Here is an 18,983-nt window from a genome sequence, read left to right on the forward strand (position 1 = left end):
GTGCGGGACTGAGCGAGATTCCGCCGAGACTACGACCAGCGGGGTCACCCTGCGGCCCCGTCCTCTTCGGCCAGCACCCGCTGGGCCGTCGCGAACGCCGAGTTCGCCGTCGGCACCCCGCAGTACACCGCCGTCTGGAGCAGCACCGCGCCGATCTCCTCCGGAGTGAGCCCGTTGCGGCGGGCCGCCCGGACGTGCATGGCCAGTTCGTCGTAGTGGCCGTGCGCGACCAGGGCGGTGAGGGTGATCATGCTGCGCTCGCGGCGCGACAGCGTCGGGTCGGTCCAGATCTCGCCCCAGGCGTAGCGCGAGATGAAGTCCTGGAAGCGCGCGGTGAAAGGGGTCTGCCGGGCCTGCGCCCGGTCGACGTGGGCGTCGCCGAGCACCTCGCGCCGCACCTCCATACCGCGCCCGGCGGATCCGCCGAAGTGCGCCCGCAGCGCGGTCAGCACCACCTCCGGGCACTGCGCGGGCGCCAGGTGCGAGGCGCCCGGGATCTCCAGGAGCGCCGCGCCCGGCACCGCGTCCGCGATCTGACGCAGATGCGCGGGCGGCGTCGCCGGATCGTCCCGCCCGGCCACCAGCAGGGTCGGCACGGCGATCTCGGGCAGCCGGTCCCGCAGATCGAACGCGGCGAGCGCGTCACAGCAGGCGGCGTACGCGTCCGGGTCGGCGCGACGGTGGTCGTCCACCAGCTCCGGCACGGTGAAACCGGACGTGAACCAGCGCGCGTCCGCGCTCTCCGCCAGCCCGGCCAGCCCTTCCCGCCGCACCAGCGCGGCCCGCTCCTCCCAGGGCTGCGACCCGTTGAAGTGCGCGGAGGAGCAGATCACGGCGAGGGACGACAGCCGCTGCGGACGGTGCACCGCGAGGTGCAGCCCCACGGCCCCGCCCAGTGACACACCCGCGTACGCGAACCGTTCGATGCCGAGCGCGTCGGCGAGCGCCAGCACCAGGTCGGCGAGGTCACCGACCGTCGCGCCCGCGCTGATGAGGTCGGCAGCCGAGCCGCCGTGTCCCGGCAGGTCCCAGCGGACGACCCGATGGGTGATCGACAGCTCGGGCGCCACCTTGTCCCACAGGGCGTTCGACGTGCCGAGGGAGGGGCCGAGCAGCAGCGGGGGTGCGGAAGCGGGCCCTTCGGCACGGTGGTCGAGGAGTGTCAACGTCGCTCCAGAGCACGGTCGGTGAGGGCTCCGGCGGAGCCGGTGTAGTGGGTGGGATCGAGGTCGGCGTCCGCCAGCTCCGGTGCCTGAGCCAGAGGGCGTCCCTCCGAGGCCAGCCGGATGAGGAGTTCCTTGGCGCGGGCGCGGCCCAGCACCGGGGCCAGCTCGGCGGACAGCCGCTCGGAGACGATCAACCCGTCGGTGAGGTCCAGGTGTTCGCGCATGACCTCGGGCCTGACCAGCAGTCCCTCCGCCAGCTCGACGGCGTCCCGGGCGGCCCCGCCGGCCAGCCGCAGCAGGTCCCGCAGCGGCTCCCACTCCGCGTGCCAGGCCCCCGCAGGCCGCTCGTCCTCCGCCGCCATCGCCCCGTACAGCGTGGCCGCGAGCTGCGGTGCCCGCCGCGCGGCGGAGGCGATGAGGGTGGACCGTACGGGATTGGACTTGTGCGGCATGGCGGACGAACCCCCGCCGCCGCTCTCCGCGGCCTCGGCGATCTCGGTGCGCGACAGGGTGAGGACGTCCACGGCGAGCTTGCCGAGCGCGCCCGCCGTGAAGGCGAGGCACCCGGCGAGATCGGCGACGGGCGTCCGCAGGGTGTGCCAGGGCAGATCCGGCGCGCTCAGGCCGAGTTCACGGGCGTAGGCCGCCGGCAGCGCGACCGGGTCGGTCGCCCCGTACGCGCCGAAAGCCGCCAACGTGCCCGCCGCGCCCCCGAGTTGCGCGGGCAGCGAGTCCCTCACGGCCCTCACCCGGTCCCGCGCGTCCAGGACGAGCGCCCGCCATCCGGCCGCCTTCAGCCCGAACGTGGTCGGCACGGCGTGCTGGGTGAGCGTCCGCCCCGGCATCGCGGTGTCCCGGTGCTCGGCGGCCAGCCGCGCCAGCGCCCGTTCCGTACGGCCGAAATCGGCGAGGACCAGGTCCAGGGTGCGCACGGCGACCAGCATCGTCGCCGTGTCCATGATGTCCTGGCTGGTCGCGCCGCGGTGGACGTAGGGGCCGTACTCGTCGCCGACGGCCTTCGTCAGCTCCGCGACCAGGGCGATGACGGGGTTGCCGCCGGCGCGGGCCCGCTCGGCGAGGGACCGGACGTCGAAGGCGCCGGCGTCGGCCGCCTCGGTCACCGCCGTCGCCGCCTCGGCGGGGGCCAGCCCCAGCGCCGCCTGGGCCCGGGTCAGCGCGGCCTCGGCGTCGAGCAGCGCCCGCAGATACGCGTGGTCGCTCGTGGCGGACGCGGCCGCCGAGTCGGCCCACCCGGGGGCGAGCAGGCCGGTGTCGCCGTGCGCAGCTGTCACTGGAACTCCAGGAAGACCGTCTCGCCTTCGCCCTGAAGGCGGATGTCGAAACGGTACGTGCCGCCCGCCTCCGCCACGGCGATCAGCGTGTCGCGGCGTCCCTCCTCAAGCCGGGACAACAGCGGGTCGTCGGCGAGCACCGCCTCGTCGCCCGGCAGGTAGATGCGGGTGTAGAGGTGCACGAGAAGCCCGCGCGCGAAGACGCACACACTGATGTACGGGGCGCTCCGCCCGCGCGCGCCGGGCCGCAGGGTGCGCGCGTACCAGTGGCCGTTCGCATCGGTCTGGATCCGTCCCCAGCCCGTGAACTCCACGCCGTTGCGCCCCAGGAAGCCGCCCGACGCCGGGTCGCGGCGCATCGAACCGTCCGCTGTCGGCACGTTGCCGTCCGGGTCCGCGCCCCACAGCTCGATCAGGGCGTCGGGCAGCGGGTTGCCCGCGCCGTCGGTGACGTACCCGTGCACGGTGACCGTGTCCGGATGCCCGAGGGGCGCGATGTCCTCGCCGCCACGGAACGGCAGGGCGTGGCCGTAGAACGGGCCGACGGTGTGCGACGGGGTGGGCAGCACGCTCTCCGGCCTGCCGGTGTCGATCTTCGTCATGGCAGCTCAGCGCCCTTCTTCGATCCAGGTGGCGTTCGGGCCGTCCAGCACGATGTCCCAGTGGTAGCCCATCGAGAACTCCGGCATCGACAGACTGTGGTCGTACGTCGCGACCAGCCGCTGCCGGGCCGCGTCGTCGGTCACCGACTGGATGATCGGGTCGTAGGGGAACAGCGGATCGCTCGGGAAGTACATCTGCGTCACGAGCCGCTGCGTGAACGCCGTGCCGAAGACCGAGAAGTGGATGTGCGCGGGCCGCCAGGCGTTGAGGTGCTGGCGCCACGGGTACGGGCCCGGCTGGATGGTGGTGAAGTGGTAGCGGCCCTCGTCGTCGGTGAGCGTGCGGCCCACGCCGGTGAAGTTCGGGTCCAGCGGGGCGTCGTGCTGCTCGCGCTGGTGGGCGTAGCGGCCCGCCGAATTGGCCTGCCAGATCTCCACGAGCTGGCCGCGCACCGGGCGGCCGTCGCGGTCCAGCAGCCGCCCGGAGACGGTGATGCGCTCGCCGATGGGCTCGCCGTCGTGCTGCCGGGTGAGGTCGTTGTCGATCTCGGTGATGTCCCGCTCCCCGAAGGCAGGGGAGGCCAGCTCCACCAGCTCCGGGTCCTTGGTGACGTCGATCGTGACCGGCGGCTGCTTGGGATGGCGGAGCACCGAGGAGCGGTAGGGGGCGTAGTCGCGGCGCGGCTGGTGCTCGACGGGCCCGCCGTCGGCGAGCCGCTTCTCGTAGGCGGCGCGCTCGGCCGCGATCTCCTGGTCGATGTCGTGCTGAGTGAGAGTCATGAGGGTTCCTGAGGTTCTTGAGGGTCTCGCCCCAAAAGGGGCGCGGGGCTGTTGTCGATGTGCGGCTCCGCCGCGCGGGCGCGACCAGCCACATACGGCCCGCAGCCGAACGTCTACCGTTCCAGGACGAGCGCGAGGCCCTGACCCACCCCGATACAAAGCGTGGCAACACCGACACCGCCGCCACGCCGGGCAAGCTGATGGGCAACGGTGCCGGCGAGCCGAGCCCCGGACGCACCCAGCGGATGCCCCAGCGCGATCGCACCACCCTGCGGGTTGAGGATCGCGGGATCGAACTCGGGCCACTCGGCCGCACACCCCAGCACCTGCGCGGCGAAGGCCTCGTTCAGTTCCAGCACGGACAGGTCGTCGAACCCCCTGCCCGCCTTGGCCAATGCCCGGTTCACCGCCTCGACAGGGGCGAGCCCGAAGTAGTGCGGGTCGATCGCGGAGACACCGGTGGCGGACACCCGGGCCAGCGGCTCGCGGCCCGTGGCCTTCAGACCCTCCTCGTCGACGAGCAGCAGCGCCGCCGCACCGTCGTTCAGCGGCGACGCGTTGCCCGCCGTCACCGTGCCGCCGTCCATACGGAATGACGGCTTCAGCCCGGCCATCGCCGCGAGGGAGGCATCCGGACGGACGCTCTCGTCGGCGGCGAACACCACCGGGTCTCCCTTGCGCCGCGGAATCGTCACGGGCACCAACTCACAGTCCAGCAAGCCCTGTCGCTGTGCGGCCGCAGCCTTCTCGTGACTGCGCAGCGCGAACTCGTCCTGCTGCTGGCGGCCGATCTTGTGCTTGTCGGCGATGAGCTCCGCGCTCTCCCCGAGCGGGATCGTCCACTGCGGCTCCATGCGCGGGTTGACCATGCGCCAGCCGAGGGTCGTGGAGTACAGCTCGGTGTGCCCGGCCGGGAAGGGCCTGTCGCTCTTCGGCAGGACGTACGGCGCCCGGGTCATCGACTCGACCCCGCCGGCCAGCGCGATCGAGGCGTCGCCGAGCGCGATCGCACGGGCCGCCTGGATCACGGCCTCCAGGCCGGACGCGCACAGGCGGTTGACGGTCACGCCCGGCACGCAGGTGGGCAGGCCGGCGAGCAGGGCGGCCATCCGGCCGACGTTGCGGTTCTCCTCGCCGGCGCCGTTGGCGTTGCCGAAGTACACGTCCTCGATCCGTGTCGGGTCCAACAGCGGAGTGCGGGTGAGGAGTTCGCGAATGGCGTGCGCGGCCAGGTCGTCCGGGCGCACGCCGGCCAGCGCGCCGTTGTAGCGGCCGATCGGCGTGCGGACCGCGTCGACGATGTAGACGTCCTTCACTCCACGTCCTCCGGCACGGTCAGTTCGGCGTCGGTCCTGGCGACGATCTCGGTGGCGGTCACGCCCGGCGCGGTTTCGACCAGGACGAGCCCGTCGTCGGTGACGTCGAGGACGCCGAGGTCGGTGATGATCCGGTTCACGCACCCCTTGCCGGTCAGCGGCAGGGCGCACTCGGTGAGGATCTTCGGCGAGCCGTCCTTGGCGGTGTGCGTCATGACGACGACGACCGTACGGGCGCCGTGCACCAGGTCCATCGCCCCGCCGATCCCGGTGATCAGCTTGCCGGGGATCGCCCAGTTGGCCAGGTCGCCCCGCTCGGAGACCTGCATGGCACCCAGCACCGCCACGTCGATGTGCCCGCCCCGGATCATCGAGAACGACAGCGCCGAGTCGAAGAAGGACGCGCCGGGCAGAACCGTCACCGTCTCCTTCCCGGCGTTGATCAGGTCCGGGTCGACCTGGTCCTCGGTGGGATACGGGCCTGTACCCAGGATGCCGTTCTCCGATTCGAGGACGACCTCGACGCCCTCGGGGAGGTAGTTGGGGATGAGGGTGGGCAGGCCGATGCCGAGATTGACGTACTGGCCGTCCCTCAGCTCCCGCGCCGCCCGCGCGGCCATCTCCTCGCGACTCCAGGCCATCAGGACCTCACCGTCCGCTGCTCGATCTTCTTGTCCGCCGCCTGCTCGGGGGTGAGCGCGAGCAGGCGCTGCACGAAGATCCCCGGCAGATGCACCGCGTCCGGGTCGATCCCGCCGGGCTCCACCAGCTCCTCCACCTCGGCGATCGTGACCCGCCCCGCCATCGCGGCCAGCGGGTTGAAATTGCGGGAGGACTTGCTGAAGACCAGGTTGCCGTGCCGGTCGCCCTTCGCGGCCCGGACCAGGGCGAAGTCGGTCCGGATGCCCCGCTCCAGCACGTACTCCGTCCCGTCGAACTCCCGGACCTCCTTCGCCGGGGAAGCGATCGCGACCCCGCCCTGCCCGTCGTAGCGCCACGGGAGCCCGCCCTCGGCGACCTGCGTGCCCACCCCGGCCGGGGTGTAGAAGGCGGGGATCCCCGCGCCGCCGGCCCGCAGCCGCTCGGCCAGCGTGCCCTGTGGGATCAGCTCGACCTCCAGCTCACCGGCCAGGTACTGCCGGGCGAACTCCTTGTTGGCGCCGATGTAGGAGCCCGTCACCCGGGCGATCCGGCCGGCGGCCAGCAGGACCGCGAGGCCCGACTCCATCGCCCCGCAGTTGTTGGAGACCACCGACAGCCCGGCCACTCCGCGCTCGTACAGCGCCCCGATCAGTACGTTCGGCACACCGCTCAGCCCGAAACCGCCCACCGCGAGCGACGCGCCGTCCGGGACGTCGGCCACCGCCTCCAGGGCTGTGGCGACCACCTTGTCCATCCGAGAAGCCCCATCTCTTCCGAGCGTCCCGACTCAGATTTAGTCAGGGCACTGAGTATTTCCGTGAAGCTTCTCTCACGCTGCCACCAGGGGTGGCAGGGCGTCAAGACCTCGGGATTTCCGTCTCTGACCCCCTGTACGGACGGCAGACAGTCAAGGAGTAGCCGGGTATTGTTCAGTGCACCGACGAAAACAAGCGAGGGGTGCACATGGCGGCGGCGGACCTCACCACCCACCCCGGGCACCTGGCCCGGCGGCTCCAGCAGGCGCACTACCTGCTGTGGAACGCGATGGTCTCCGAGGAGATCACCTCGCCCCAGTACGCGGTCCTCAACACGCTCGTCGCCGAGCCCGGGCTGGACCAGCGCACGGTGGGGGAGCGGGTGGGCCTGGACCGGTCGACCATCGCCGAGGTGATCAGCCGGGCTCAGCCGGCGCGGACTCCTCGACAAGGTCCGCGACCCGGAGGACGGCCGCCGTTTCCTGCTGCGTCTCACCGAAGAGGGCGTGCGCACCCACCGCAGGCTGACCGTGCGCACCACCCGGATGAACCAGGTGTTCCTCGCCCCGCTGACCGTCGAGGAGCGGACGGTGTTCTTCGACCTCATCCGGCGTGTCGCGGACGCGGCCGAGGGGCTGCGCAACCCGGGGGAGTCCCTGGTGGCGCCCCGCTGACGGGCGCCGTCCGCAGGTCAGGACGCCTCGGCGTACACCACCCACACCTGGCCCTTCGCGAAGTTCACCGGTGTGCCGTCGCCGGTGGTGAAGGCCGTGCCGTCCTTGGGGTCCCCGCGCTTCCAGTTCACGTCGAAGGCCCGCCCGTCGCGCAGCACCTTGGCCTTCCCGGAGCCCACCGTCTCGGTGTACGGCGTGTTGTTCCCGAGGAAGTCGCGGAAGGCGGACTCGCGCACCTTCACGTACTGCACGACGACCGTCGCTGCGGCCATCCGCTTCCCGTCGGCCGTCGTGGCGGGCTCGCCGTCCATGCCGACCAGCCAGCGGTCCCTGGAGTCCGACCAGGTGAAGGTGAAACGGGCCGCGGGGTAGCGCACCGTCTGCGAGGTCGTCGCCGTGCCGCCGGCGGGAGCGGAGCCGTAGCGGAAGCCGGTGGTCAGGGCGGCCTGTCCGGGTGCTTCCGGCACGAGCCGCTCGGGCCGCAGATAGAGGTTGTGCGGGGCGGGCTTGCCGGAGCCGCGGAAGAAGGCGTCGGAGGCGCTGCTCGGCGTCTCCGCCCGCAGCGGCGCCCTGTCGATCAGCGGCAGGAGCTTCTTCTGCGCACCGGAGAAGGCGAGCGTGGGCCGGTCGAACTGGCGCAGCAGCTCCAGATCCGACTCGCGCGCGCTGCGCACCGGGCCGACCGTCTTCGGCAACTGCGTCGCGTACACCGCCATCAGCCGGCTCAGCCCGCCCTCGACCTGCTCCGCGTAGACGACGTCCGCGGCGTCGAGGCCGGTGTGCGGCCGGGCCGCGGCGGCGTTGTCGAGCTTGACGGCGAGCACGGAGGAGCCGGTCGCCGAGGGCGATGTCCCCTGTTCCACCTCCCTGGGGGATCCCCGTCCGTCGTCGCCGGGACCGCCCCCGCCGGTGCAGCCCGCCGTCAGGGCGGCCGTCACCGTGGCGGCCAGCAGCGCCGCTGTCGTCGCGGCGCGCCGTCCGCGTGCCCCTCGTTCCCTGCCCACCGTCGCCACCGGCCTCATGTCATCGATTTGTCTTGATTGTGCTCTTATATGTCCACCGATGGCCACACCCGATCGATTGTGACGGACGATCTCCGCTTCGTCCGCCGATCGGCTCAGGGGCAAGGTTCAGCGCGGGGGGCCCGGGTACCCGTGCCCCGCGGACCGACCGACGCGCACGCTGACGGAGGGAGCGCGAGGCGATGAGGGCTGTGACCTGGCAGGGCAAGCGGGACGTCCGGGTGGAGAACGTGCCCGATCCGGAGATCCGGGAACCGACGGACGCGGTCATCCGCATCACCTCCACCGGGCTGTGCGGGTCCGACCTGCACTTGTACGAGGTGCTCACGCCGTTCATGACCCCCGGGGACATCCTCGGCCACGAACCCATCGGCATCGTCGAGGAGGTCGGCGCCGGCGTCCCGGACCTCCAGGCCGGGGACCGGGTCGTGGTGCCCTTCCAGATCGCCTGCGGCAATTGCTGGATGTGCCTCACCGGCCTGCCCACCCAGTGCGAGACCACCCAGGTCCACGGCGAGGGCATGGGCGCCGCCCTGTTCGGCTACACCCGCCTGTACGGCGCCGTACCGGGCGCCCAGGCCGAGTACCTGCGCGTCCCGCAGGCCCAGTACGGCCCGATCAAGGTGCCACAAGGTCCGCCCGACGACCGTTTCGTCTACCTCTCCGACGTCCTGCCCACCGCCTGGCAGGCGGTCGCCTACGCCGACGTCCCGCAGGGCGGCAGCATCGCCGTGCTCGGCCTCGGACCCATCGGCGACATGGCCTGCCGCGTCGCCCAGGTGCGGGGCGCCGGCCGGGTGTTCGGCGTGGACCTGGTCACGGAGCGGCTGCGCCGGGCGCGCTCGCGCGGTGTGGAGACGTACGACCTCAGGTCCTTCGACAACGAGAAGGAACTCGTAGCGGCCATCCGCGACGAAACCGACGGCCGCGGCCCCGACGCCGTGATCGACGCGGTCGGCACCGAGGCCCACGGCAGCGCGGCCGCGCGCCTGGTGCAGAACGCCTCGGCGATCCTGCCCCGCAAACTGAGCGGCCCGCTCGCCGAACGCTTCAGCGTCGACCGCCTCGCCGCCCTCTACACCGCCATCGACCTGGTGCGCCGCGGCGGCACTCTCTCGCTGACCGGTGTCTACGGCGGCACGGCGGACCCGCTGCCGCTGCTCACCCTCTTCGACAAGCAGATCCAGATCCGGATGGGCCAGGCCAACGTCCGCCGCTGGAGCGACGACATCATCCCGTACCTGACCGACGAGGATCCGCTCGGCGTCGAGGACTTCGCCACCCACCGGGTGCCGCTGTCTCAGGCCCCACACGCGTACGAGATGTTCCAGCGCAAGCAGGACGGCGCGGTCAAGGTGCTGATGCAGCCGTAGTCAGCGCGGCGGCGCGCAGGTCTCCCCCGGGGCGAAGTGCAGCGGGCATGCTCCCCGTGGCCCGTCGCCGCTCCCGTCGGAGCATGCGGGTGCGGGGGCCGCTGCGCAGCCGGAGCGGACGGCCGCCGCAGTCGCCCGCCGAGTCGTCGCCGTCGGCAGGCCCGCTCTCCGCGCGGCCGGCTTCGCCATCCCCGCGGCGGACCGTGTCGGAGCCGCCCTCGGTCACCGCGGGGGCGCGAAGATCTCCGCCAGGTCGTAGCGGACCGGCTCCTGGAGCTGCGCGTACGTGCAGCTCTCCGGAGTACGGTCCGGGCGCCAGCGGCGGAAGCGGGCGGTGTGCCGGAAGCGCTGCCCGTTCTCCATGTGGTCGTAGGCCACCTCGGCCACCCGCTCCGGCTTGAGCGGTACCCACGACAGGTCCTTGCGGCCCGACCAGCGGCTCGGCGCCCCGGGCAGGCGGGCCTTCTCGTGCGCCGCCTCGTCGGACCAGGCCGCCCACGGATGCCCCTGGACATCTTCCATGCGCAGCGGCTCCAGTTCCTCCACCAGCTCGGCGCGCCGCTTCATCGGGAACGCGGCGGACACGCCCACGTGCTGGAGGGTGCCCTGCTCGTCGTACAGGCCGAGCAGCAGCGAGCCCACCACGGGGCCGCTCTTGTGCAGGCGGTACCCGGCGACGACCACGTCCGCCGTCCGCTCGTGCTTGATCTTGAACATGGCGCGCTCGTCCGGGCGATAGCGCACGGTCAGCGGCTTGGCGATGACCCCGTCCAGACCCGCCCCCTCGTACTGCTCGAACCAGTTTCGCGCCACCTCGATGTCGGTGGTCGCCGGAGCCAGGTGCACCGGCGCCGTCACCCCCGACAGCTCCCTGGTCAGCAACTCCCGCCGGTCGGTCAGCGGGACGTCCATCAGCGACTCGTCCCCCAGCGCCAGCAGATCGAAGGCGACGAACGAGGCCGGTGTCCGCTCGGCGAGCATCCGCACCCGCGAGTCCGCCGGGTGGATCCGCTCCGTCAGCGCGTCGAAGTCCAGCCGCCCCTCCCGCGCGATCACGATCTCCCCGTCCACCACCGAGCGCCCCGGCAACCGCTCCCGCACGGCCGTCACCAGCTCGGGAAAATACCTGGTCAGAGGCTTACCGGTACGACTGCCGAGCTCGACCTCGTCCCCGTCGCGGAAGACGATCGCCCTGAACCCGTCCCACTTCGCCTCGTACTGCATGCCCGCTGGGATCGCCGCCACGGACTTGGCGAGCATCGGCAGCACAGGGGGCATCACCGGCAGATCCATGGTCTGATTCTGCGCCCACATGTTCAGGCGCGCCCGATGTGCGAGGTGTGCGGGGTACGCCTACCGTGGCTCGCATGGGTGACGCGGTGGAACTGGAGGTCGGCGGCCGGACCGTACGGCTGTCCAGCCCGGACAAGGTCTTCTTCCCCGAGCGCGGTTTCACCAAGCTGGACCTCGCCCGTTACTACCTGGCCGTCGGCCCCGGCATCCTGCGCGCGCTGCGCGACCGGCCCACCACCCTGGAGCGCTACCCGGAAGGCGTGAACGGCGAGAACTTCTTCCAGAAGCGGGCGCCGAAGAACATGCCCGACTGGATCCCGACCGCGCACATCACCTTCCCCAGCGGCCGCAGCGCCGACGAGATGTGCCCCACCGAGGTCGGTGCCGTGGTCTGGGCCGCCCAGTTCGGCACCCTCACCTTCCACCCCTGGCCGGTACGCCGCGACGACGTCGACCGTCCGGACGAACTCCGCATCGACCTCGACCCGCAGCCCGGCACCGACTACGAGGACGCCGTCCGCGCCGCCCACGAACTCCGTGCCGTGCTCGACGAGTTCGGCGGACTCCGCGGTTTCCCCAAGACCTCCGGCGGCCGGGGCCTGCACGTCTTCGTGCCCATCGAACCGCGCTGGACCTTCACCCAGGTCCGGCGCGCCGCCATCGCCGTCGGCCGGGAGATGGAGCGGCGGATGCAGGAGCAGGTCACCATCAAGTGGTGGAAGGAGGAGCGGGGCAAGCGCATCTTCCTGGACTACAACCAGACGGCCCGCGACCGCACGATCGCCTCCGCCTACTCCGTACGCCCCCGCCCGCACGCCCCCGTCTCCGCACCCCTGCGCTGGGACGAGGTGGGGGTCGCGCACCCCCAGGACTTCGACCTCGCGACCATGCCCGCGCGCTTCGCCGAACTCGGCGACGTGCACGCGGACATGGACGACCACCGCTACTCCCTCGACGCCCTGCTCGACCTCGCCCGCCGCGACGAACACGACCACGGGCTGGGAGACCTGCCGTACCCGCCCGAGTATCCGAAGATGCCGGGGGAACCGAGGCGGGTACAGCCGAGCAGGGCCAGGAAGACGCCCGAGGGGCCTACAGCTCCTTGATCCGGATGTCCCGGTACGACACCACGTCCGTCGTGCCGTGCACCTGGAGCCCGATGTAGCCGGAGGCGAACCTCCGCCCGTCCGTGCCCGGGTCGTCCGAGCGGGGCGGGGTGAACTCCTGGCCGCCGGTGTTGTCGAACCCGTTGATCAGCACGCCGTTGCGGTAGACCGAGTAGTGCTGGCCGACCACCCGGATCTCATAGTCGTTCCAGGTGCCCTTCTGGGTCACGCCGGCACCGGCGAGCCCCACCCGGTCGAAGCCGTAGACCGACCCCGTCTTGTACATGTCGCCGTCGGGCCGGTCGAGCACCTGCACCTCGTGCCCGTACTTGATGGCGACCCACTCCGGCCGGGACTCCTCCGGGTGGTCGTGGACCCACGGGAAGCGCACGAAGACACCCGAGTTGGCGTTGCCGGTGCCGCGAGCGTCGTCACGCCACTGGAGCTTCAGCGAGAAGTCGCCGTACTTGCGCTGCGGGAACCACAGCATGCCCATGCCCGGTGTGGTGGTGCTGGAGGTGATCGTCCCGTCCGCGTTCAGCCCGAACGAACCGCCGCCCACCTGCTGCCAGTCGCCGAAGGACTCCGCACTGCCGTCGAAGATCGCCCGGTAGCCCTCGGTCTGCCCCGGCTTGCCGATGCCGGACTGGCGGGCCGCCTTGCGGATGGCGTTGTACTCGCGCTGGTCGATCACGCCCTCCTTCAGCAGCTCGTCGAGGACGGACGTCACGTGCTTGAGGAACAGCGCGTGGGACGTCCACTCCTTCTCGTCCTCGATCAGCTCGCCGATCCGGCAGCGGTTGTCCGTGACCCGGTTGCGCACGCCCGAGTCGACCGTGCCGACGATGACCGTCAACCGCTCGTCGTACTCCGGGCAGTCCGGCGCCGGCACCTGACCGGAGACGACCGTGAAGGTCACCGTCCGGGCCGCAGCGGTGTTGCCGGCCTTGTCCGTCGCCCGGTACGCCACGGTGTGCGCGCCCGCCCGGTCGACCACCACCGGCGCCGTATACGCCAGGTACGGCCCGCCGTCCAGCGAGTACTCGATCTTCTCGACGCCCGAGCCGTGCGCGTCGGTCGCCGTGACGGTCACCCGGGCGCTGTTGACGTACGCCCCGTCGGAGTTCCTCGTGCCCTCCACGGTCACGCCCGTCACCGGCGGGGTGGTGTCCTGCGGCGGGGCCGCGACGACCGTGAACAGCACGCTCTTCTCGGCCGCCACGTTGCCCGCCTTGTCGGTGGCGCGATAGCGGACGGTGTGCGCGCCCACCTCGTGCACCATCACGGGCGCGGTGTACGGCTGCCAGGCGCCGGAGCCGACCGCGTACTCGATCGTGTTGACCCCGGAGCCCGTGTCGGATGCCGAGACGGTGACCGTCGCCATGTCGATGTACGCCCCGTCGGCGTCGCGCTCGCCGCTCACCGTCGCCGAGGTCTCCGGCGCGGTGGTGTCGTCCGACTGCGGCGCCACCACCGTGAACTGCGCGCTCTTCTCGGCGGAGACGTTCCCCGCCTTGTCGAACGCGCGGTAGTGCACCTCGTGAGCGCCGACCTGGTCGACGACGACCGGCGCCGTGTACGGCTGCCAGGCGCCCGCGTCGCCGATCGCGTACTCGATCTTCTCCACGCCGGAGCCGCCCGCGTCGGTGGCGTGGATCGCCACGCTCGCCGAACCGACGTACTCGCCCTGCGTGTTCTGCGTCCCGCTCACATGGGCCGACACCTCGGGCGCCGTGGTGTCCTCGCCGGTGCCCTCCGTCACCACCAGGATGCCCTGCATCTGGCCGTGGCCGGGGATCGTGCAGTGGTAGAAGTACCGGCCGGGCGTGAGCGTGACCTGGGCGGTGTGCTTGCCTCCCTGGGCGTCGTTCGGATTGGCCAGGATGTTGAGCTGCACGTCGCTGTTGAACTCGGGATCACTGGTCACGAACGTCAGCGTGTGCGGCATGCCCGTGGTGTTCCCGGTGGCCACGCTGTTCTCGAACACGATCGTCGCCGTGCCGGCGACCGCCGTCCGCGGCGCCGAGAGGTACTTGTCGATGTCGTTGCCGGCCGTCCAGGTGAGGACCTGTTCGGCGGCCGGTGCCTCCGCCTGCCCGGCGGCGGGCATCGCCTGCACGCCGAGCATCACCAGCAGGGCGGCCAGCAGGGCGGCCCAGATTCTTCGTTGCCGGATCACTCGGTCCCCCTCGCCAGCTGACCGGCGGCCGGGGTCGGCCCGCCGCCCTTGTAGGTGACCCGCCACAGGGCCGACTTGGAGTCCGAGGTGAAGAAGCCGCGGCCGTAGTCGAGGACGTACAGCGCGCCGTCCGGACCGAACTTCCAGTCCATGAGGTTCTTGATGCCGTCATTGCCGATCGGCACGATCTTCTTCAGCGACTCCGAGTGCACCGGCAGACCGCCGTCGCCTTGCGTCTTGGGGTCCATGAGCACCGCGTTGCGTGGCTGGTCGGCGTCGTAGAAGTCACCGACGAACCACTTGCCGTCCCAGTACGCCGGCCACTTGACGGCACTGTCCACCGCGACCGTGTCGTACCGGTAGACCGGCCCGTTCATCGCGGCCTGCCCGCCGCCCTTCAGCCAGGGCAGCCGGTACGTCGCCTCCTCCGCTTTGTACGAGGGGACGCCGTTCGCGTCCCGCGGGTAGTCCGGCGCGCCGCCCTGCGGCGCGTACCAGATGTTGTTGCCGGTGACCGGCGGCAGCTTGACCAGACCGTCGTTGTTCGGCGACTCGTTCTTCGGGCGGTCGCAGTCGTACCAGCCGAGCGGCTGGGACGGGTCCGGCAGATTGCGGTCACGGTAGGGCTGCTTGTTGCCCATGCAGTACGGCCAGCCCCGGTTGCCCGCCTTGGTGATGACGGCGAACGTGTCGTACTTGGCCGGGCCCCAGGTCGTCGAGGGCGCGCTCGCGTCCGGGCCGACCCAGCCCGCGTACAGCACGTCGGTCGACTTGTCGACGAAGATGCGGGCGGGGTTCCTGACTCCCATCACATAAATCTCGCCGCGCGTCTTGCCGCCGCCCTCGTCGGTCTCCTTCCCGGTGAAGAGGTTGCCCTCGGGGAGCGTGTACGTCCCGTCCGGCTCCGGGTGGATGCGCAGGATCTTGCCGTTGAGGTTGTTGGTGTTGCCGGCCGTGCGGCGCGCGTCCGCGAAGGAGACGCCCTTGTAGTTCGGCTGCGGGTTGTTGCCCGAGTAACCGCCGCTGAATCCGCTGGAGTTGTTGTCACCGGTGGCGACGTACAGGTTGCCCTTGGAGTCCCAGGCCATCCCGCCACCCGAGTGGCAGCAACTGTGGATCTGCACCGGCCACTTCAGCAGCACCTTCTCGCTGCTCAGGTCCAACTTGTTCGTGGCCTGGTCGAGCGAGAAGCGGGAGACCCGCCGCTCAGCCATCCGCGTGTCACGGTTGATCTGCGAGTGAGGCGTGTAGTGGAGATACACCCAGCCGTTCCGCTCGAACCCCGGGTCCAGCTCGATGCCGAGCAGTCCCTCCTCGACCTTGACCAGCTCGTCGCCACCGCCCTTGTTGCCGAAGACGGTGAGCGCACCGGCCAGGGTGACCTGCTTGGTCTTCGGGTCGTAGACGTGGATCTCGCCCTTGCCCTTGCCGATGTCGGGGTCGTTCCAGTCGGTGACCACGGGCTGCGAGGAGTCCGCGCCGCCCCGGCCGATGTAGAACACCCGGCCGTCGGGCGCGGTGACCAGCCCGTGCGGCTCGCCGGTCTGGTCGTTCTGCCCGGGCTGGTTGGGCTTGGTCAGCCGCTCCGCCGTGTAGTTGGCGTTGATGGTCGCCTTGCAGTCGGCCTGCTCCAGCCTGGTCGTCCACATCAGCGCGCCGCGCAGATGGGCCCGGAAGTCGGTCTCGTCGTACGACGACACCGTGCCGCCCATGCCGGTGTAGAAGGAGCGGCCACCGTCGTAGTCTCGGCACCAACTGACCGGATGGTCCCAGCCGTTGGCACCCGGCCCCGGCAGGTAGGTCGACTCCCGCACGCGGGCCACCGTATGGACGTCACCCGACGGGTTCTTCACCCAGTTCAGCCACTTGTCAGGGCGCTTCCACTGCACCGGCAGGTCCTTGGTGGCCGGGTGCCCGCGGTCGCCGACCTCGACGGTCGCACGCTGGACGGCCGCGGGGCCCGACGCGGCCGGGCGGGCGCCCACCAGTCCGGTGAACCAGTCGGAGTACGGCTCCGCGCGTGCCGCGTCGTGGACGCCGACGAACCCGCCGCCGGCCTCCATGTACGCCTCCAGGCCCGCCTCCTGCTCCGCGTCGAGGACGTCGCCCCCGCCGGTCAGGAACACGATCGCGTTGAAGCGGCCGAGTCTCGTCTCGTCGGTGAACACCGAGGCGTCGTCGGTGGCCTGGACCTTGAAACGGCGGTTCGCGGGTCCCGACAGCCCGATGTCCTCGATGGCCTCGATCCCGGCGTTCACGACCGGCGACTCCTCCCCGGCCGCCGCGGAACCGTGGAAGATCAGCACCCGTACGTTCGCGCCGCCCGGCGGCGACTTGATCGACATCGTTGTCGGCGTGGGTTCCGGATACGGGCGCGCGTTCGCGGCGGGCCCCGACAGCAGTCCGGCGGTCACGACTCCGGCGGCCACGGAGGCCGCCCAGACACGTCTTCCCTTGCTCAACCCTCGTAAGTGCATGGGCACCTCCTCGGTCACAGCAACACCGCCAAGGAAGCTAAACCCCTTTGCACGGCTCGCCAATACCTATGACCGTGATCGCCTCACCTTTGTCCTGAGTGTGGATAAACAGGTGTGCGGCCGGTACCGTCTCACAGGTTCATCACAGGTACGTCTCCGTAAAAGCCTTACCAGGGTGGGGAGTTCCGCATGGACAGACGCAGCTTCAACCGGCGGGTCCTGCTGGGCGGCGCGGCCGTCGCGACATCGTTGTCCGTGGCTCCGGAGGCCATCGGCGCGAACGGACCGGCGAAGACGGCACCGGCCGGGGGAGAGGTGAAGCGCATCAAGCTGTACGCCGAGAAGCTCCCCGACGGCCGGATGGGCTACGGCCTGGAGAAGGGCAAGGCGACCGTCCCCGGCCCGCTCATCGAGCTCAACGAGGGCGACACGCTGCACATCGAGTTCGAGAACACCATGGACGTGGCGGTGAGTCTGCATGTCCACGGCCTGGACTACGAGATCACCAGCGACGGTACGAAGCTGAACCGGAGCCATGTCGAGCCGGGCGGCACCCGCACCTACACCTGGCGCACCCACGCTCCCGGCCGCCGGGGGGACGGCACCTGGCGGGCGGGCAGCGCGGGTTACTGGCACTACCACGACCACGTCGTCGGCACGGACCACGGCACGCAGGGGCTCCAGAAGGGCCTGTACGGCCCGGTCATCGTCCGCCGCAAGGGCGACGTCCTGCCGGACCGCACGCACACGGTCGTCTTCAACGACATGCTCATCAACAACAGGCCGCCGCACTCAGGGCCCGACTTCGAGGCCACGGTGGGGGATCGCGTCGAGTTCATCGTGATCACGCACGGCGAGTTCTACCACACGTTCCATATGCACGGTCACCGCTGGGCCGACAACCGCACCGGCATGCTGACCGGCCCCGACGACCCCAGCCAGGTCATCGACAACAAGATCACGGGCCCGGCCGACTCGTTCGGCTTCCAGGTGATCGCGGGGGAGGGGGTCGGCGCCGGCGCCTGGATGTACCACTGCCATGTGCAGAGCCACTCCGACATGGGGATGGTGGGCCTGTTCCTGGTGAAGAAGCCGGACGGGACCATTCCCGGCTACGACCCGCACGAGCACGCTCAGGAGCCGCCCGGGAACGGCCACGATCACTGACGGGCGCGTGCGGCCGGGCGCTCTCCGACGTGCGGGAGAGCGCTCTCACCGCACTCCGCCACCGGGGCTATCCTGATCCGCAACCGCAGGTGAGGAGCCCTGAAGTGACCGACACAGCGCCGCGTCCCACTCTGGAGGCCGTGGCCGCCCGTGCCGGTGTCTCGCGGGCCACCGTCTCGCGCGTGGTCAACGGGGGTGACGGGGTCAGGGACATCCTCGTCGAGCGGGTCCGCAAGGCGGTGGAGGAGCTCGGGTACGTGCCCAACCAGGCGGCCCGCTCCCTGGTGACCCGGCGGCACGACGCGATCGCGGTCGTCGTCGCCGAGCCGGAGACCCGCGTGTTCGCCGACCCGTTCTTCGCGCTCCAGCTGCGCGGCATCAGCAAGGAACTCACGGCCCACGACAACCAGCTCGTGCTGCTGCTCACCGAAGGCCGGGACGACCACGCCCGGGTCGGCCGGTACCTCGCCGGCGGACATGTCGACGGGGCCCTCGTCTTCTCCCTGCACCTCGACGACCCGCTGCCGGAACTGATCCAGCGGGCCGGCGTCCCCACCGTCTTCGGCGGGCGGCCCGGCTGGAACGGAGACCGGCGCGGCGTGGTGTACGTCGACAGCGACAACCGCGGCGGCGCCCGCGACGCCGTCCGCCACCTGGCCGGCCTCGGCCGCACCCGGATCGCGCACATCACCGGCGCCCTCGACCAGACGTCCGCGGTGGACCGGCTCGACGGTTACCGGGACGTCATGGTGGACGCCGACCCGCGGCTGATCGCCGAGGCCGACTTCACCCGGCCGGCGGCGAGCGGGCGATGCGCGAGCTCCTCGACCGCCGCCCGGACGTGGACGCGGTCTTCGCCGCCAACGACCTCGCCGCCGCGGGGGCGCTGCGCGTCCTGCGCGAGGCCGGACGGCGTGTCCCCGACGACGTCGCCGTGATCGGCTTCGACGACATGCTCCCCGTCGCGGAACAGACCGACCCGCCTCTCACGACGGTCCGTCAGGACATCGAGGAGATGGGCCGGCTGATGGCCTGCCTGCTGCTGCGGGGGCTCGACCGCGGCACTGAGGAGGGCGTGGGCGGCACGCCCTCCAGTGTGGTCCTGCCGACGACGCTGGTGCGGCGGGCGTCCGCGTAGT

General features: G+C 71.3%; 14 protein-coding genes and 2 pseudogenes. 5 read left to right on the forward strand and 11 right to left on the reverse strand.

The window, feature by feature from the left end; translation table 11 throughout:
* Window positions 1-44 precede the first annotated feature (44 nt).
* The 7 genes from pcaD to V8690_RS37265 form a co-directional block, all read right to left on the reverse strand.
* Window positions 45-1,166 carry a 3-oxoadipate enol-lactonase gene (gene pcaD, locus V8690_RS37235; RefSeq protein WP_338784450.1) on the reverse strand — a complete coding sequence of 374 codons (1,122 nt, stop codon included), beginning with the start codon at window positions 1,164-1,166 and terminating at the stop codon, window positions 45-47.
* The gene (gene pcaB, locus V8690_RS37240; protein WP_338784451.1) at window positions 1,163-2,458 is read right to left on the reverse strand and encodes a 3-carboxy-cis,cis-muconate cycloisomerase; all 1,296 of its coding nucleotides are present in this window, start codon (window positions 2,456-2,458) and stop codon (window positions 1,163-1,165) included. The genes pcaD and pcaB overlap by 4 nt, the downstream gene beginning before the upstream one ends.
* Window positions 2,455-3,060 (reverse strand): protocatechuate 3,4-dioxygenase subunit alpha, encoded by a 606-nt coding sequence (gene pcaG / locus V8690_RS37245; RefSeq protein WP_338784452.1) that lies wholly within the window; start codon window positions 3,058-3,060, stop codon window positions 2,455-2,457. The genes pcaB and pcaG overlap by 4 nt, the downstream gene beginning before the upstream one ends.
* Window positions 3,061-3,066: 6 nt before the next feature.
* Complete coding sequence (gene pcaH, locus V8690_RS37250) at window positions 3,067-3,840, reverse strand: protocatechuate 3,4-dioxygenase subunit beta (protein WP_338784453.1); 774 nt, start codon at window positions 3,838-3,840, stop codon at window positions 3,067-3,069.
* A 113-nt stretch (window positions 3,841-3,953) separates the two neighbouring features.
* On the reverse strand, window positions 3,954-5,156 hold the full coding sequence (locus V8690_RS37255; protein WP_338784454.1) for a thiolase family protein: 1,203 nt from the start codon (window positions 5,154-5,156) through the stop codon (window positions 3,954-3,956).
* Window positions 5,153-5,797 (reverse strand): CoA transferase subunit B, encoded by a 645-nt coding sequence (locus V8690_RS37260; protein WP_338784455.1) that lies wholly within the window; start codon window positions 5,795-5,797, stop codon window positions 5,153-5,155. The genes V8690_RS37255 and V8690_RS37260 overlap by 4 nt, the downstream gene beginning before the upstream one ends.
* On the reverse strand, window positions 5,797-6,552 hold the full coding sequence (locus tag V8690_RS37265) for a CoA transferase subunit A (protein ID WP_338784456.1): 756 nt from the start codon (window positions 6,550-6,552) through the stop codon (window positions 5,797-5,799). Before V8690_RS37265 ends, V8690_RS37260 begins: the two co-directional genes overlap by 1 nt.
* Before the next feature lie 209 nt (window positions 6,553-6,761).
* Here V8690_RS37265 and V8690_RS37270 point away from each other — a divergent pair.
* Window positions 6,762-7,227, forward strand: a pseudogene (locus V8690_RS37270) (MarR family transcriptional regulator).
* A 17-nt stretch (window positions 7,228-7,244) separates the two neighbouring features.
* Here the strand turns inward: V8690_RS37270 and V8690_RS37275 are convergent.
* Window positions 7,245-8,249, reverse strand: a complete 1,005-nt coding sequence (locus V8690_RS37275; RefSeq protein WP_338784457.1) for a DUF3048 domain-containing protein — start codon at window positions 8,247-8,249, stop codon at window positions 7,245-7,247.
* Window positions 8,250-8,431: 182 nt separating this feature from the next.
* On the opposite strand from V8690_RS37275, the gene V8690_RS37280 reads away from it, so the two are divergent.
* On the forward strand, window positions 8,432-9,622 hold the full coding sequence (locus V8690_RS37280; protein WP_338784458.1) for a zinc-dependent alcohol dehydrogenase: 1,191 nt from the start codon (window positions 8,432-8,434) through the stop codon (window positions 9,620-9,622).
* A gap of 222 nt (window positions 9,623-9,844) precedes the next feature.
* Here the strand turns inward: V8690_RS37280 and V8690_RS37285 are convergent, their stop codons facing one another.
* Window positions 9,845-10,915, reverse strand: coding sequence for an ATP-dependent DNA ligase (locus V8690_RS37285; protein ID WP_338784459.1), 1,071 nt, complete (start codon window positions 10,913-10,915; stop codon window positions 9,845-9,847).
* A 74-nt stretch (window positions 10,916-10,989) separates the two neighbouring features.
* On the opposite strand from V8690_RS37285, the gene ligD reads away from it, so the two are divergent.
* Window positions 10,990-12,021 (forward strand): non-homologous end-joining DNA ligase, encoded by a 1,032-nt coding sequence (gene ligD, locus V8690_RS37290; RefSeq protein WP_338784460.1) that lies wholly within the window; start codon window positions 10,990-10,992, stop codon window positions 12,019-12,021.
* On the opposite strand, the gene V8690_RS37295 is transcribed toward ligD, so the two are convergent.
* Both V8690_RS37295 and V8690_RS37300 read right to left on the reverse strand, forming a co-directional pair.
* A complete protein-coding gene (locus V8690_RS37295) occupies window positions 12,008-14,200 on the reverse strand; it encodes a family 16 glycoside hydrolase (protein WP_338784461.1) in 2,193 nt (730 codons plus the stop codon). The two genes, ligD and V8690_RS37295, sit on opposite strands and share 14 nt — an antisense overlap.
* The gene (locus tag V8690_RS37300) at window positions 14,197-16,677 is read right to left on the reverse strand and encodes a ThuA domain-containing protein (protein ID WP_338784462.1); all 2,481 of its coding nucleotides are present in this window, start codon (window positions 16,675-16,677) and stop codon (window positions 14,197-14,199) included. Before V8690_RS37300 ends, V8690_RS37295 begins: the two co-directional genes overlap by 4 nt.
* Before the next feature lie 189 nt (window positions 16,678-16,866).
* Between V8690_RS37300 and V8690_RS37305 the strand changes: the two genes are divergently transcribed.
* Window positions 16,867-17,844 carry a multicopper oxidase domain-containing protein gene (locus V8690_RS37305; protein WP_338784463.1) on the forward strand — a complete coding sequence of 326 codons (978 nt, stop codon included), beginning with the start codon at window positions 16,867-16,869 and terminating at the stop codon, window positions 17,842-17,844.
* 104 nt (window positions 17,845-17,948) lie between these two features.
* A pseudogene (locus tag V8690_RS37310) lies at window positions 17,949-18,982 on the forward strand (LacI family DNA-binding transcriptional regulator).
* The last annotated feature ends 1 nt before the right edge of the window (window position 18,983 follow it).

It is taken from the genome of Streptomyces sp. DG1A-41, from assembly GCF_037055355.1.
Taxonomy (GTDB): Bacteria; Actinomycetota; Actinomycetes; order Streptomycetales; family Streptomycetaceae; genus Streptomyces.